Origin of the sequence: Streptomyces aurantiacus (assembly GCF_001418335.1) — a bacterium.
Taxonomy (GTDB): domain Bacteria; phylum Actinomycetota; class Actinomycetes; order Streptomycetales; family Streptomycetaceae; genus Streptomyces; species Streptomyces aurantiacus.
The window spans coordinates 42,803-58,341 of sequence record NZ_LIPP01000183.1 but is presented as its reverse complement, the minus strand read 5'-3'; the positions used below and the strand labels follow the sequence as shown (position 1 = coordinate 58,341).

At 69.7% G+C, this 15,539-nt stretch carries 13 protein-coding genes; 3 read left to right on the top strand and 10 right to left on the bottom strand.

Going from position 1 to position 15,539, the window contains the following annotated elements; all coding sequences use genetic code 11:
* Position 1: 1 nt before the first annotated feature.
* A complete protein-coding gene (locus AOK01_RS23880) occupies positions 2–535 on the bottom strand; it encodes a GNAT family N-acetyltransferase (RefSeq protein ID WP_055515032.1) in 534 nt (177 codons plus the stop codon).
* Between the two features lie 81 nt (positions 536–616).
* On the bottom strand, positions 617–1,432 hold the full coding sequence (locus AOK01_RS23875) for an SAM-dependent methyltransferase (RefSeq protein WP_055515029.1): 816 nt from the start codon (positions 1,430–1,432) through the stop codon (positions 617–619).
* A gap of 195 nt (positions 1,433–1,627) precedes the next feature.
* On the opposite strand from AOK01_RS23875, the gene AOK01_RS23870 reads away from it, so the two are divergent.
* Positions 1,628–3,124 carry a hypothetical protein gene (locus tag AOK01_RS23870; protein ID WP_055515028.1) on the top strand — a complete coding sequence of 499 codons (1,497 nt, stop codon included), beginning with the start codon at positions 1,628–1,630 and terminating at the stop codon, positions 3,122–3,124.
* 122 nt (positions 3,125–3,246) lie between these two features.
* Here AOK01_RS23870 and AOK01_RS23865 read toward each other — a convergent pair whose 3' ends face one another.
* The 8 genes from AOK01_RS23865 to AOK01_RS23830 all read right to left on the bottom strand — a co-directional run bounded on the left by AOK01_RS23865 (position 3,247) and on the right by AOK01_RS23830 (position 13,307).
* Positions 3,247–4,461 carry a condensation domain-containing protein gene (locus AOK01_RS23865; RefSeq protein ID WP_157871466.1) on the bottom strand — a complete coding sequence of 405 codons (1,215 nt, stop codon included), beginning with the start codon at positions 4,459–4,461 and terminating at the stop codon, positions 3,247–3,249.
* Complete coding sequence (locus AOK01_RS23860; protein WP_055515024.1) at positions 4,458–5,378, bottom strand: NAD-dependent epimerase/dehydratase family protein; 921 nt, start codon at positions 5,376–5,378, stop codon at positions 4,458–4,460. The genes AOK01_RS23865 and AOK01_RS23860 overlap by 4 nt, the downstream gene beginning before the upstream one ends.
* Positions 5,375–6,508: a GNAT family N-acetyltransferase gene (locus AOK01_RS23855; RefSeq protein WP_055515021.1), complete on the bottom strand. Its 1,134-nt coding sequence runs from the start codon at positions 6,506–6,508 to the stop codon at positions 5,375–5,377. Before AOK01_RS23855 ends, AOK01_RS23860 begins: the two co-directional genes overlap by 4 nt.
* A complete protein-coding gene (locus tag AOK01_RS23850; RefSeq protein ID WP_245702385.1) occupies positions 6,505–7,695 on the bottom strand; it encodes an aminotransferase class I/II-fold pyridoxal phosphate-dependent enzyme in 1,191 nt (396 codons plus the stop codon). The genes AOK01_RS23855 and AOK01_RS23850 overlap by 4 nt, the downstream gene beginning before the upstream one ends.
* 479 nt (positions 7,696–8,174) lie before the next feature.
* Entirely contained in the window at positions 8,175–10,397 is a 2,223-nt protein-coding gene (locus AOK01_RS23845) for a hypothetical protein (protein ID WP_055515019.1), read from the bottom strand.
* A gap of 322 nt (positions 10,398–10,719) precedes the next feature.
* Positions 10,720–11,187 carry a peptidoglycan-binding domain-containing protein gene (locus AOK01_RS23840; RefSeq protein WP_079103693.1) on the bottom strand — a complete coding sequence of 156 codons (468 nt, stop codon included), beginning with the start codon at positions 11,185–11,187 and terminating at the stop codon, positions 10,720–10,722.
* Between the two features lie 216 nt (positions 11,188–11,403).
* The gene (locus AOK01_RS23835; protein WP_055515015.1) at positions 11,404–12,198 is read right to left on the bottom strand and encodes an aminotransferase class IV; all 795 of its coding nucleotides are present in this window, start codon (positions 12,196–12,198) and stop codon (positions 11,404–11,406) included.
* A 119-nt stretch (positions 12,199–12,317) separates the two neighbouring features.
* Positions 12,318–13,307: a LacI family DNA-binding transcriptional regulator gene (locus AOK01_RS23830; protein WP_055515013.1), complete on the bottom strand. Its 990-nt coding sequence runs from the start codon at positions 13,305–13,307 to the stop codon at positions 12,318–12,320.
* A gap of 283 nt (positions 13,308–13,590) precedes the next feature.
* Between AOK01_RS23830 and AOK01_RS23825 the strand changes: the two genes are divergently transcribed.
* Together AOK01_RS23825 and AOK01_RS23820 are read left to right on the top strand one after the other, a co-directional pair.
* Positions 13,591–14,517, top strand: coding sequence for a carbohydrate ABC transporter permease (locus AOK01_RS23825; RefSeq protein ID WP_055515010.1), 927 nt, complete (start codon positions 13,591–13,593; stop codon positions 14,515–14,517).
* 3 nt (positions 14,518–14,520) lie between these two features.
* The gene (locus AOK01_RS23820) at positions 14,521–15,477 is read left to right on the top strand and encodes a carbohydrate ABC transporter permease (protein WP_055515007.1); all 957 of its coding nucleotides are present in this window, start codon (positions 14,521–14,523) and stop codon (positions 15,475–15,477) included.
* Positions 15,478–15,539 lie beyond the last annotated feature (62 nt).

Below are 15,539 nucleotides of genomic sequence, written 5' to 3'. Positions count from 1 at the left end.
GTCAGCCCTCGAACTCGGTCAGGTCGATCGAGTACAGCCGCAGGTCGTGTCCGTGGACCGGGTCCTGCGCGGAGCCCTCCGCCTTCATGCCGAGCTTGTCCAGCACGTTCGCGGACGCGGAGTCGCCCGGCCGGGGCGCGGCGACGACCTGGTCGATGCCCCGGTCCTGGAGGGCGAATTCGAGCGCGGCGTGGGCGGCCTCCGACGCGTACCCCTGGCCCCAGTAGACCCGTCCGAGCCGCCAGCCGATCGCGATGCGGCCCGCGAGCTCGGGCGGGGAGTCGGCGACGTACAGGCCCACCGCTCCGGCGAGTTCTCCGGAGCCGAGGAGTTCGACGGCGAAGAGCCCGAAGCCCTCCTCGTCCCACTCCTCCTCCCATGCCTCGATGTCCTCCGCGGTCTCCTCCAGGGAGCGCGGTCGGCCGTCGCCGATCCATTGCATCACCGTCGGGTCGGCGTGGATCTCGGCCAGGGGCAGGAGGTCGTCCTCCTGCCAGCGGCGCAGCAGCAGACGGGGGGTACGGATGTCGTTCATGCCCCCATCCTGTCGACACGGGGGCACGAGTGCGAAATCCGCGGTCCCGGCGGGTCGCGCGGTGCACGGTTCAAGCGCTGTTCACGGTTTGCGGGCGACGCCGCACAGCGCGATGGCCTCCCCACCGGCGCGCGCGTCCGTGGGGTCGGGCCGCCAGTCGTCGAGCGGAACGACGCCGGGATCGAGCAGTTCCAGACCCTCGAAGAAGCCGGCCAGTTGCTGCGGGCTGCGCAGGTGGTACGGGGCCGCGCCGCTCTCGTTGTAGAGGCGGGTGGCTGCGGCGTTGGCCTTGTGGGTGTCCACACTGTCGTTGAACGCGAGGTAGCTGCCGGAAGGAAGTCCCGCCATCAGCGCGTCGACGATGCGCCGTGCCGCGTCGTACTCGGCTATGTGTCCGCTGACCTGCATCAGTGTCAGCGCGACCGGCTGCGTGAGGTCCAGCGTTCGCGACGCCTCGCGCAGGACGGTCCCGGGGTCGTGCAGGTCGGCGTCGATGTAGTCCGTCGCCCCTTCGGGGGTACTGGTCAGCAGCACCCGGGCGTGGGTCAGGACCAGGGGGTCGTTGTCCACGTAGACGATGCGGGCCTCGGGTGCCACGGCCTGGGCGATCTCGTGGGTGTTGTCGACCGTCGGCAGTCCGGTGCCGATGTCGAGGAACTGCCGGATTCCGGCCTCGCCGGCCAGATGGCGCACGGCCCGGCCGAGGAACGCCCGCGAGCCGCGGGCGAGATCGGTGATGCCGGGGAAGATCGCGCGGAACGCGTCGCCCGCCTCGTGGTCGACAGGGTAGTTGTCCTTGCCGCCGAGCCAGTAGTTCCAGATCCGGGCCGAATGCGGCACGGACGAGTCGATCTTCGCTGACGCCGCTGTGTCGGGGGCGGACGAGTCCTGCGTCACCGGCAACCTCCTTGTGGAAAACCATCGTTGGCCGTGCGGTACAACCTAGGGCCATCGGTCCTCGAAGTGCCGGTGCGGTCGAGGAGCGGCGAACTCAATGAACGTAATGATCAAGCCATGGGTTTTCGCCCCGCCGCTCCCTAACATCGGCCCCGCCGCGCGACGGTGCGCGGACGAGGACAGGGAGAACACGCCATGGACAGGACCAGGCCGAGCGCATCAGGGATCCGCAACGGGCCCGGTCTGCCGCGACGCCGCCGTACGGCGGTGGCCGCGGGCGTCGCGGGAATCCTCCTCGCCACACTCTCCGGACCTGCTGCCACGGCGACCGCATCTGCCACCGACTCCGCTTCCGCGACCGCGAGTGAACCGGCGGCCGTGGCGTGCCCGGCGAACCTCGTGGGGAAGGCCACGTGTCACACCGGCCGGAGTGCCGACGGCGCCTACTACGCGATCGCCGTCCCGAAGAACTGGAACAGGTCGCTCGTCGTGCACGCGCACGGCGGCCCCGACCTCGGTGCGGAGTCCGATCCGTACCGCAGCACCGGCGATCTGGAGCGCTGGTCGGTGATGGTCGAGGAGGGCTACGCCTGGGCCGGCTCGTCGTACCGTCGCGGTGGCTACGGAACCAGGATGGCCGCCGCCGACACGGAGAACCTGCGCCGGCTGTTTGTCGAGGAGTTCGGCACACCGAAGCGGACGTATGTGCACGGCCAGTCCTGGGGCGGTGACGTCGCCGCGAAGGTGGTGGAGACGTACGGCGCGGGGAAGCACGGCCCGTACGACGGGGCGCTGCTCACCAACGGGGTCCTCGGCGGTGGGTCGCGCGGCTACGACTACCGCGTGGACCTGCGCGTGGTCTACCAGTACTACTGCGGCAACCACCCGCGTCCGACCGAGCCGCAGTACCCGCTGTGGGAGGGGCTGCGGGCGACCTCGGCCATGACGTCCGCCGGGCTCGGCGCCCGGCTGCAGGAGTGCACGGGGTCCGAGTCCTCGCCGCAGGAGCGGACCGCCGTGCAGCAGCGCAATCTGGACGACATCCTCGCCGTCACGGGAGTGCCCGAGCGCACCCTGGAGTCGCATCTGCGGTTCGCGACCTTCACCTTCCGCGACATCGTGCACAACCGGCTCGGCGGGCGCAATCCGTTCAGCAACCAGGGCGTGCGCTACTCCGGGTCCCATGACGACAAGGCGCTCAACGCGGGCGTCGAGCGGTTCTCCGCCGACCCCACCGCCGTACGCGACCTCTCGTACGACAGCGATCTCACGGGCAAGGTCGGCATTCCGGTGCTCACGCTCCACGCCATCGACGATCCGACGGCGTTCGTCGAGCACGAGTCGGCGTACCGGGACAGCCTCCGGGGCGCCGGCCGGGAGCGGAACCTCGTGCAGAGCTTCTCCCGGGAGAGCGAGCACAGCGGGCTGAGCGACTCCGAGTACGCCAACTCGATCGCGGCGCTGGACTCATGGGTGCGCACGGGCCACAAACCGACTCCGAAGTCCCTCGCGGCCTCCTGCCCCGCGTTCGACGCCGACTACGGCACCGGCTGCTTCTACGACCCGGACTTCCACCCCGGTGCGTACGCCTCGAAGGTCAACCCTCGCCCGGGCGGCCTGCGCTGGCCGGCCATGACGTCCGGCCAGGAAAGGTCCTGGAGCCGGATCGACGGCGTGGGCATCGCGCCCTGAGAGCCGCGCAGCACGGAACAACGCCACGATGGACGCCCTCGTAGACCTGCCGCCCATGGTCATCGCCGTCGGTGGTTGCGTGCTGTGGCTCCTTCGGGATGGTCCGGGTACGGGGGCGCGATTCAGTTGAGTGCCGCCGTCAGGTGGGACATTGCTCGCTCGTACAGGGCCTGGGAACCGGTGGCGTCGGTCGAGGTGATGCTGAGGCACAGGCGGCCGTCGATGCCGAGGGCGATGACCAGGGGCGCACCGGAGAGGCTGGTGTGTGCGGCGCCGTACAGCGCGGTCAGGCGCAGGGGGCCGTAGCCGGTGGGGATCGGGAGGCGGGCGTTGCTGATCGATACGTCGAAGCGGGCGCCTTGGGATTCGCTGCGGTGGAGCAGGGATGCCATCGCCTGGTGAGGGATGAAGGACAGAAGGCGGTGGGCGCGGACGAGTGGGGCGAGTTCGTCCGGGGTCAGGCGGCGGTGGATGTCGGCTTTGACGTCGCGGGCCTGGGTCCAGAAATCGCAGGTGGCGGTGCCGATGGGCTGGAGGAAGCCGACGGCGTAGAGGCCGACGGCCGAGCGGGCGGCCGACGCGAGGATGCGGCGTAGGTCTGCCGCGACGGCGATGTGTACGGGTCGGGCGAAGGCACGGGCGAAGGCGGTGCAGAGTGCCGCCTGCAGGGTGGTGCCTTCGGTGCGGCAGCGGGCGAGGAGGGTGGAGGTCTCATCTTCGTCCAGGGACCAGGTGGTGAAGGTGAGGGGGCCGCTGTGGTGGTGCCGGCGGGTGGCGCCGCTGAGTGAGCGGGCGAGTTTGCGGAGGTCGGAGAGTCGTGGTCGGGGGTGTGGCAGCAGTGCGTCGGCGGGTGGAGGCAGGACGGCGGGCTCACTCGGGTCTTCGGCGGGGCCGCGGAGGATGTCGTGGATGACGATGGCCGCTGAGCTCGCGTCGGCGACCAGGTGGTGGTAGACGCTGATGAGGCCGAAGGAGTCCCCGGCGTCCACCAGGACGAAGCGGGCGAGGGGGCCGGCGGCGGTGTCGAAGGGGCGCTGGAGTTCCTCTTCGACCACGCGGGCCCAGCTGTCGGGTGCTGTCGCCTTGACGAGGCGGAGTTCCAGGTCGGCGACGTTCTCGGTGGTGAGCCATGCCCGCCATCGCCCTGGGCCGGCGACACGTACGGCGAGCAGTGGGTGGCGTCGCCGTACGGCGGCGAGGGCTGCACGGAGTCGCCTGGGCTCGGCGCGGCCGTGGAGTTGGGCGATGACGGCGACGTTGAAGGGCAGGGTCCGGCCCGCGGCCCACACGAACCGTTCGTACGCGCAGAGGCGTCGGCCGGTCGCTGGTTGCCTCACGGTGTGCCCTTTCGGTGCCGCACGGCGCTCTTCAGGCCCTCGCGGAGCAGGATGTGCGGGGTGAACGGGAGTCGGCCCGGTGCGCAGGTCCAGTCGGGGTGGCCGAGTTCGGTGATCTTGTCCTGGTTGAGGGTGGAGCTTCGGCCCAGGGTGCGGGCCGTGGCCATCGCCAGGGGGGCGGGGATGTGGACGAGGCGGGGTGGCGGTCGCCCGATGACGGCGGCGACGGCGGCACCGATGTCCTGCCAGAGATGTTCCGTGCCGTCGCTGACGTGGTAGGTCGCCCCTGGGGTGCCGGAGTCGGCGGCCAGCAGCAGGGCACGGCACAGATCGTCGACGTGGATGAGGGAGTAGTGGCGTGGTCCCCGGCCGCCGACAGCGGGCAACAGGCCGGTCCGGACGGCCGTGAGCAGGCGGGGCAGGAACTCGCGGTCGCCGGGACCGTAGACGATCGGCGGGCGGACGATCAGGCCTGGAACCCGGTCGGCGGCGGCGCGCAGGACATGCTCGCCGCCGAGCTTGCTGCGACCGTACGCGGAGACGGGGTGGGGCGGGTCGTCTTCGTGGCGCAGTCGTCCTGGGCCGGCTGCGGCGAGGGAGGAGCAGTAGATCAGGCGCGGCGGTCGGGGGAGGGCGGCGATGGCGGCGCAGAGGCGGCGGGTTCCCTCGGTGTTGACCTCGGCATAGTGCTGCGGGGTGCGGGTTTTGGTGAGTCCGGCGAGGTGGATGACGTGGTCGGTGTCCTCGACGGCCGCTGCCAGGCCGGCTCCGGTGGCCAGGTCGCCTCTCACTGTCCGGGCGCGGGGGACGTGCCGGGCGTTGCGGACGAGGGCCGTGACGTGGTGGCCGTTGGCGGTGAGCCGGGCGACCAGGTGGGTGCCGATGAAGCCGGTGGCGCCGGTGACGAGGTACCTCATGCGGCGCGCTCGTAGAGGCGGTGGGTGCGGAAGTGAATGCCGCCCAGGGCCTTGGTGGATCTGTTGGCGTCGCGGTTGTCCTCCAGGATCCAGGAACATTCGGTCTCGGTGTAGCCGAGGCGGAACGCGGTGCGCTGGGCCTGGGTGAAGAGGGCCACGGCGAGTCCACGGACCCGGTGTTCCTTCTTGACCCCGGCGGCGACGACCCGGATGCGGTTGATGGAGCGGGCGGCGTGCTGGACACGGAGGAGCCCGAGGGGCAGACCGTAGGTGGTCAGGCGGCCGCGGGCGGCGCGCAGCGCCTGGTTGGTGTCCGGGAGGACGAGGGTGAAGGCGACGGGCTCGCCGTGGACCTCGGCGATCTGGACCAGCTCCGGGCGCAGCATGGGCTTCATCTGCCGGATGGTGTGGGCGAATTCGGGCTCGGTCATGGGGACGGAGGCGTAGTTCTCGGACCAGGCGTCGTTGTAGATGTCCCGGATGGCGGCCATGTCGGTGTCGAAGCGCCGGCGGTTCATCGGACGGATCCGGACTTCGGGTGCGCTCAGGGCGCGTTCGGCGGCCCGGCGGATGACGGCGGGGGGCTCCCCGTCGGCAGGCATGGGAACACGCCAGGACAGCAGGTCCTTGGCCTTGGTGAATCCGCAGTCGGTGAAGAGCTGGGGGTAGTAGGCGGGGTTGTGCGGCATGAGCATGGTCGGGGGACGGTCGAAGCCGTCGACGAGGACCCCGCACTCGTGGTTCGTGGAGAAGCTGAGCGGGCCGAGGATCCGGGTCAGGCCCTGTTCGCCGAGCCAGTCGGCTGCCGCGTTGAAGAGGGCAGCGGCGGCTTCGGTGTCGTCCACGCATTCGAAGAGGCCGAACTGGCCGCACTTGAGGTCGTGCCGTTCCTGGTAGCGGGGATCGACGATCGCGGCGATCCGGCCGATGACCGTGCCGCTGCGACGGGCGAGGAACAGGCGGACCGTGCCCACCGTGTGAAAGGGATTGCGGTGCGGGTCCAGGAAGGCGCGCTGCTCGCGCTCCAGCGGGGCCACCCACAGCGGGTCATCACGGTAGACGGCGTACGGGAGACGGATGAAGGCGGTGGTGTCGGCGCGGCCTTCGACGGGCGTGACGGTAACGGTCATCGCGCACCGGCCGTGGCGGCGCCCAGGCGCCGGCCCGCGGTGGCGAACGCCTCAAGGATCCGGGCGATGTGATCATCGGTGTGGGTGGCCTGCAAAGCCAAGCGGATCAGCGCGTGCCCCTCCGCCACCCCGGGGGCGACCATCACGCTGGTGAACACCCCCTCGTCCAGGACCGCCTGCCACATCCGCCCGCACAGCCCGGTATCACCGATGTGAACCGGAACGATCGGAGTCAGCGACTCCCCCGTGTCGAAGCCGAGTTCCCGCAGCCCGTTCCTGACCCGCCGCGCCACCTCGAACACGCGCATACGGCGCTCGGGCTCGCTCGCGATGATCTCCAGGGCCGCGACCGCTGCCGCGGCGGAGGCAGGTGGCATGGACGCGGTGAAGAGCACCGACCGGGCCGTGTAGCGGAGGAAGTGGATCACCTCGGCAGGTCCGGCGAGGAAGCCACCGATCGACCCGAAGCACTTGGAGAAGGTTCCGGTATAGAGGTCCACCTCGTCCATCAGACCGAAGTGCTCGGCGACCCCGCGCCCGCCGGCGCCCAGCAGCCCGATGTCATGGGCGCCGTCGATCATCAACCGGGCATCATGCCTCCGGGCGAGGCCGACCAGTTCTGGCAGCGGGCACAGGTCGCCCTCGGCGGAGAAGAGCCCGTCCGTGATGATCACTTTCGCGGCTTCGCCGTCGGCGGCGGCAAGCTGCCTCTCCAGGTGCCCCATGTCGCAGTGCCGGTACCTGCGGCTCCCGGCCCGTCCGGCCTGGACGGCATCGACCAGAGAGGCATGGTTGGCCATATCGCCGAAGACGACGTCTCCCCTGCCGAACAACGGGCTCAGTGCCAGGTTCGCCTGGCAGCCGGTCGTGGTCACGATCGCCGCCTCCTGACCGAGGAACGCGGCCACCGCACGTTCCAGTTCCTCGTGCAGCGGCAGCGTCCCGCCGATCAGCCGGCTCCCGGAACACGACGTGCCGTACCGCTGCACCGCCCGCACCGCCGCCTCAGAGACCCGCGGATCATCCGCCAGCCCCAGGTAGTCGTTGCACGCCGCCATCACCACGCGTGCGCCGCCGGTCAGGGCCTCCCCGTTCCTGCCCTCCACCGCCTGGTACAGCGGCCGGGGCCCTGGGCCTGTCATTGTCCGCATGACCGGCGACAGTTGCTTGGCGAAAATGTCCGCCACTGGTTGTCTCCTCAACGTTGGTTCCCCTGCGCCCGGCACTCGTTCCGCGTGCCGACGCGTGGCTGACGGGCCCGCGCCTCACCGCAGCACCCGCTCTCCCTGACCGCGGGGATCTCGGTCGTGGCGCAGCGACTGGTCACTCGGACGGCCATGATTGGCTAACGGCCGGATGAAGGAATGGTCACCGGGCGCGGTGCACACGGACCGCGGGTCAGCCGGCGGCCGCCGCCGCCCCGCCGGCCCTGGCGGCCCAACCGGCACCGCGGAGCCAGGTCCGTGCAACGGATCCCTCCTGCGAGGTGCCGCTGCATGACGGGCGCGGCGCTGCCGGGTGCCTGGCACCAGGATGCGGGTCCCGTCCGGGGCGGTGCCGCGAGGGCGGCGGGCCAGGCCGGTGTCAGGCGCAGGCAACCGGGCGGCCGTGATCGATCACCCCGATCACGGCCGCCCGGCCAATTGCCCCGTTACTGAGCCCGCTCCTAGGCACAGCCGTCGCGCGTGCACCTCGCTGTGCCCAGGATGCGGGGGTCCCCACCAGTGACTGGTTCCAGGTAGGTGATGTCGACGTACCCGGCGCCGCCCTCCACGTCCGAGAGGTCGATCGTGCCGGCGAAGGGCCGGGTGTTGTCCGCCTCCATTCCGACGCACAGCGGACTGGAATAGGCGCGCCGGTCGACCCCGGACGCGATGGCAGCGAGTCCGACGTAGCGGCAGCCCGTGGCGACATGGTTGTTGCCCGAGAAACTGACGGACCGTTCGAGCCAGGTCACCCTGCCGGTGGAGACACTGTTGCCGTAGGCGACCCGGAACTCGGTGATCGGGTCACGGTCCTCGGTGGTGTAGCACCGCACCCGGGTGCAGGTCGCCGTCTCCTTGGTCGAGTAGGTGAGACCGCCGTCCTCGGATACCCAGTACGTCACCTGCACACTGCTCGGACCGCCCGGCAGGTCGATGGTGACGGTGCCGTTGAACGGCCGGGTGTTGTCGGCCTCCGTGCCGACGCACAGCGGGCTGGAGGTGCGCCGGTCGCTGGTCCCGTTCGGAGCCGAGGCGATCACTTCGACGTACCGGCAGCCGCTGGCGACATGGTTGTTGCCCGAGAAGACCGCGCTGCGCTCCGACCAGTTCAGCTCGCCGACCGCGTAACTCTGGCCGTGGGCGACCCGGAAGTTCGGGGTGGGCTCCTGGTAGCTGGTGTAGGCACAACCGTTGCGGCTGCAGAGCATGGTGTACTTCGGCGTCGTGGGCTCCGATCCGTCGTCCGACGCCAGATAGGCCACTTGGACACGGCTGGGGCCGCCGGGCACGTCGATGGTCACAGTGCCGGAGAAGGGTCTGTCTGCCGTTCCGGCGCACAGCTTGGATGTCGTTGCGGCGTCCGTGAGCCCGTTCGGCGTCATCGCGATGATCTCGACCTTGCGGCAGCCGCTGACGACATGGTTGGTCCCCGCGAAGGTGACGCTGCGGGATCCCCAGTTCAGCGTGCCGTCGTCGACGCCGCTGTTGCCGTGGGCCAGCTTGAACTTCCGCACCGTGCCGGGCTCGGAGAGGTCGGGCTGCAACTGGGATTCCGACACCATGTCGAAGACGCCCCAGTAGTAGCCGCTCCAGTCTTCCGTGGCTTTCTGCGGATCTTCGGTCTCCACGTGCGTGAAGGCCTCCACGCCCACCCAGCCCTGGAAACGTCCGGCATCGTCGATGACCTGGAGCATGGGCCGGGGATGCGAGTTGTGCGTGTAGCACGTGTCGCCGCTGCTACCGAGGAGCGATTCGCACCAGTACTCCTCGGTATTCTGCCGACCGGTGCCCATCTCGGCCAAGTAACGGACCCGGTTCTTGGAGTTGTTGCCGCCCTGCGGCTTGCAGCTGGTGCCCGGCTGGAGATAGCCCATGCACTGAGCGGCGCCCGCGCAAGCCTGCCACGGCTTCCCCGCGTTGGTGGCGCCGGCGCCCTGGCCACTGAACGTCCAGTCGCCGCCCGTTCCCTCACGGCGCACCACACCGCCGTTGGCGGTGATGAAGGAACCCTTGTACTTCTCCGTGCTGTACTCGTCGTCGGTGAGCAGCTGCTCCATGGGCACACGGCTCGACGTGCTGGCGTTGGAGCCGTACGCGATCCCGAAGGTGGCTCCGTAGTCGGAGAACGGGTCGATGGGCCCGGGGACGGTGGCATCGAACTGCTCGGCGTAGTAGTTCGAGCTACGCATCCGGGCCACGCCCCCGCCGGCCAGCTGCGCCGGCTCCAGGATCCAGGACTCGGTCAGCGCACTGTCGAGGGCGGCCCCGGACTTGTCCTTGGTCCACGTCACCACCACACGGCCCCCGGGCGCGTGCGCGTACGTTCCCTTGAAGCCCTGGCCGGGGCCGCTGCCGAAGCCCTTGACGGTCCGGACGTCGCAGGTGGGAACGGGAGCACCGCAGTCCGCGTCGGTGACGGCGGGGACGCGGACCGGCGAATCCCGCTGGTTCCAGGTCCAGAAGTCGGTCGTGACCGTGCCGTTCTCCTGGAAGGTGTAGTACCCCAGCCGCACCCAGTTCCGGTAGTTGTTGTTGCCCGGGATGTCGAGGCCACCGACGGAGACGACCCAGTTCGCCTTGCCACCCGGGAGCGTCGAGGCGGCTCGGGCCGCCGCCGGCGCCACCAGCAGGCTCGCCAGGAGTCCGATGATGCCGAGCAGGACCGCCGTACATCTTCGCAGCACACCCCTGTGCCTTCTGTGTCCCATAAACCCCTCCCCTTCCCGCACTTGACCGGGAAATTACCTCCCGTGACCACACGTGCGCTCGCATCGTAGGGGACGGATGCGATGCCCGGAGGTCGGCTGCCATCGTCGACCCCCGAACGCTCAGGGTGCGGAAGTCCAGCGCGGTCGACAGCTACGTCCACGAACAGCTGGCGATCTTCACCGGCCGACGCTGAAGTCTGCGGGGCGGCCGTCTACACCAGCTCCGGCCGCCCCGCAGCACCACCCCGGCCGCACACTCGGAGATCGGCAAGAGGCCGGCTCCCCAAGTTCCTACGCGTCAGTCGACCGACTCGCAGCCGCTGCGGTCACGTGTGATCTCCCGGTATCGCGGAAACTTCAAGTACTGACGACTTTGAGTGCCGTATATGCCGTCGGCGGTGATTCTCTCTTGCTGCTGGGCGGACGCAAGGGCAGTGCGAGTTTTCGACCCGAACTCGCCGTCCGTCGCGAGGTCGAACCCGTAGCAGGAGTTGAGCGTGAACTGGAGCCACTCCACCCCGAATCCCCTGCTGCCGTAATCCATCCAGCAGTTGGCCGTTCTGCTGCCGCTCTCACTCATGTAAGCCGGCCGAGTGATGGAGTAGCCGGGGGTGACACCGACCGAGGTCACCTGATTGACATTGCAGTGCCCGGCATAGGCAGCAGCTGCTGGGGAAGCGAAGACTGCGGCACCTCCGAGGAGGCCGGCGGTGAGGGCGCCGATTGTCATAGCACCCTTGACTCGTCGGATCGAGCGGATACTCATGGGAAGTCCTCTCGTGGACGGGGAGTCGGCCCTTACGTTGTGAGGCGCGTTTACTTGGGACCACGGGGAAGAGCGCGGCCTGATGCCTTCAGGCGCACGGCGAACGGCGCGGCCTGTTGTCTTCAGGGGCGCGGAGAACGGCGCAATCTTTTGGTCTCTTAGGGGCGCGGGGAACTGCGCGACCAGCCACAACCCACCCGCGCCCGACCCACAGCCTCACTCCACCGGCAGCGGCTCCATCAACCCCTCCAGCCACTCCTGCCATTCCTTCGCCCGCGCAGCCGAACCCGCGCGCATCGGCCGCCCCTCCCACCCGACCACCGGACGAATGCCGTGCAGGGCGTTCACCAGCCACACCTCCCGGTCCGCCAGCTGGTCCAGGGTGCGTTCGCGGTGCTCAGGCCCCACTCCGGCGCGCAGGGCCTGTTCCTGGAGGAGGCCCGTGGTGACCCCGGCCAGGACCGGCAGGTGCGGCGCCGGCACGCACAGCGTGTCGTCCTCCCACCACACCAGGCTGGCGGTCGCCGCCTCCAGCACCAGGCCCGACGGCGCGATCAGCACCGCCTCCTCCGCGCCCTGCCCGGCCGCCCGCTGCCGGACCCGGGCCAGGGTGTCCAGGTCGGGGCCCTTGCGGCGCGGCACGGTACGGGGATCGAGCTGCCCCGCCGCCCACACCCGTATATCCGGGGTGAGCGGCGGGGCGTGCCGCAGGAGGAGTCTCAGCTGGAGCGAGCCCGCCACCAGCTCGACGCGCGGGAACCACGCTCCCGTGCGGGGCAGCGCGGCCGTCATGTCCCGCCAGAACTCGGTGAGCTGGTGGAGAGTCGGCCCGCCGCAGTCGCCGCAGGCCCGCAGGAAGCGCTCCCTGTGGCGGTCGAGGCCGCGCACCTGTCCGTCCTTGAGCAGCCAGGAGTCCGCGACCAGCAGCTGTGTGTCGGCCGCGAGCCCTGCGATCAGTCCGTGGCCGGGCACCCATGCCAGGAGTCCTTCTGCGGTCGCCGGTTGTGTCATCAAAGAACCTCTCCTCTCAGTACACCCGTCAGTACGTCCGCCGACGCCGCTGGATTCATCCACCAGGGCTTTCGGTGCCACGGGCGGTACTTCGGCCGGTGGCCACGGCGACCGCGGACCTACCGCGACCGCGGCGCCCCCGTGCTGTCCCGCACCACGAGCCGTGTCGGCACGAGCGTCGTCCCGTGCTCCGGCGTGTCCTGGTCCATCTGCCGCAGTACGCCCTCGACGCAGCGCCGCCCCACTTCGGCGAAGTCCTGGTGGACGGTGGTCAGGGGCGGCAGGAAGGAGCCGGCCTCGGGGATGTCGTCGAAGCCGATGACACTGACGTCCTCGGGTACGTACCGCCCGCGCTCGTGCAGCGCCCGCAGCAGGCCGAGCGCCATCTGGTCGTTGGCCGCGAACACCGCGGTGCACTCCGGCAGTTCGGCCAGTTCGAGGCCGGCCCGGTACCCGGACTCGGCCGACCAGTCGCCGCGTACCAGAGGGGGCGTCGGGCGGCCCGCCCCGGTGAGTTCGGCGCGCCAGGCGCCGGCCCGGCGCTGCGCCGCGAAGGACTCCTCGGGGCCGGCCAGGTGCCAGACCGTGTCGTGGCCGAGGCCGAGCAGATACCGTACGGCGTCGCGGCTGCCGCCCGCCTGGTCGGTGTCGACCACGGTGTAGCGGTCACCGGCGTCCGAGTCGGCCACCACCACCTTGATGTGGGGCGGCAGGGAGAGGGCCGCCGCGTCGAGGAGATGCACCTCCAGGATCACGATGACGGCGTCGACGGCCAGTTCGCCGAGCCGGGAGAACGCGCCACGCACCTCGTCCTGGGTGGGCACGGCGACGGGCAGCAGCGTCACGGCGTAGCCCTCGTGCGCCGCCGAGGTCGCGATCGCCTCCAGGGTGCGGACGTTGCCGGTGGTCGACAGGCCGAAGGTGATCACCCCTATGGTGCGGAACTCGCCCCGCTTGAGCGCGCGGGCGGCGCTGTTGGGCCGGTAGCCCAGCTCACGCATGGCCGCCAGCACCTGCTGCCGCGTCTCCTCGTTCACACCCGCGTAACCGTTGGAGACACGCGAGACGGTCTGTGAGGAGACGCCCGCCAGCCGGGCGACGTCCGCCATGGACGCGCTCGGGGTCCGGCGGGACGCCCGTTTCCTGGTAGGCGCCGCCTGCGATCTGCTCGGCGAGGCGCTGTCCGCTGTGTCCACCCGTCTCCCTCGTCGTCCGGAACCGTAGTTTCCCCAAATGACCCTTGACCACCGTCAACGGGGCAGTGTAGACATGCCGCCATCAGATGTTTACGTAAACATAACAGGCCCCGGCTTCTCGTGGGCCTTCGTGTTTACGCAAACATCATCGGCGCACGGCGCCGGGTTTTCGCGAGAGGGACGAGCGAGGAACGACATGACGACGCTGCAACCGCCGGTGGCTGCCAAGCCGCGCAAGGCCCGACCTCCGGCACAAGGGGACCGCCGCTCCTGGACGGGGTGGGGTTTCATCGGTCCCTTCGTGGCCGTGTTCGCCCTCGTCTTCCTGGCGCCGATCGCGTACTCGATCTATCTCAGCCTGTTCCGGGACCAGTTGATCGGCGGCACCCAGTTCGTCGGCATGGACAACTACACCCAGGCACTCAAGGACGAGCGGTTCTGGGAGTCGCTCGCACGGGTCTCGCTCTTCCTGGCCGTACAGGTGCCGATCATGCTCGGCATCGCCCTGCTGATCGCCCTCGCCCTGGACAGCGGGCGCCTCTTCGGCAAGGACTTCTTCCGCATCGCGATCTTCCTGCCGTACGCCGTGCCCGCCGTGGTCGCCACCCTGATGTGGGGCTTCATGTACGGCACCAAGTACGGGCTGGTGGGTGACATCAACGACGCGTTCGGCGTCACACTGCCCGACCCGCTCTCCAGCGACCTGGTCCTGGCGTCGATCGGCAACATCGTCACGTGGGAGTTCATCGGCTACAACATGCTGATCTTCTACTCCGCGCTACGCGTCATCCCGCAGTCGCTCTACGAGGCCGCGGAGATCGACGGCGCCGGGCAGGTCCGCATCGTCACCGCCATCAAGCTCCCCGCCATCCGCGGCGCCCTCGTGATCGCGACGATCTTCTCGATCATCGGCAGCTTCCAGCTCTTCAACGAGCCGAGCATCCTGCGGCCGCTGGCGCGCAACGCCATCACGACGGACTTCACCCCGAACTTCTACACGTACTCGCTGTCCTTCAACGGCCAGCAGCACAACTACTCCGCGGCGGTCGCCATCATCATGGGCCTGATCACCATGGTCATCGCCTATGTCGTGCAGCTGCGCGGCATGCGCAAGGGAGCCTGACCGATGAGCGACACGAGCAGCTCCCTCCCCACCGCCGCCCGGCCGGCGCCCGCTCCGGACACCGGCGGTGCCCGGCGCGCGCCCCGGCTGCGTACGCGCCGGGGGCGCGTCCCCGGACGGCCCAGGCGCAGCGTTCTGCTGACCGTCCTCACCGGTCTGGTCCTGCTCTACACCGTGGTGCCGCTGCTGTGGCTGGTCATCAGCGCCACGAAGACCCAGGAAGGGCTCGCCGACTCGTCCGGACTGTGGTTCGCCGACGACTTCGCCCTCTGGGACAACATCAGCGAGACGTTCTCGTACAACGACGGCATCTTCGTCCGCTGGCTGCTGAACACCCTGCTGTACGTCGTGGTCGGCGCCGGCGGTGCCACCCTCCTGGCGATCCTCGGCGGCTACGCGCTCGCCAAGTTCAACTTCCCCGGCAAGCGCGGTGTCTTCGCCGTGGTCATCGGTGCCGTCGCCGTCCCGGGCACCGCCCTGGCCGTGCCCACCTTCCTGATGTTCAGCAAGATGGGGCTCACCGACACCCCGTGGGCGGTGATCATCCCCTCGCTGGTCTCGCCGTTCGGCCTGTATCTGATGTGGGTCTTCGCCACCGAGGCGATCCCGAACGAGCTGATGGAGGCCGCCCGCATCGACGGAGCGGGCGAGATCCGTACCTTCTTCCAGGTGGCCCTGCCGCTGCTCGCCCCCGGCACCGTGACCGTGCTGCTCTTCACCACGGTCGCCACCTGGAACAACTACTTCCTGCCGCTGATCATGCTCAAGGACCCGGACTGGTATCCCCTGACCCTGGGTCTGGACGCCTGGAACAACCAGGCCCAGACGATCGGCGGCGACGTGATCTTCAACCTGGTGATCACCGGCTCGCTGCTCACCATCGTGCCCCTGATCGCCGCCTTCCTGCTGCTGCAGAAGTACTGGCAGTCCGGCCTCGCCGCCGGAAGCGTCAAGGAATGACCCGCCCTCGGGCCACCACCCCCTCGGTTTCACCTCCTTCACCCTCGATCCGTCCCGCCCAC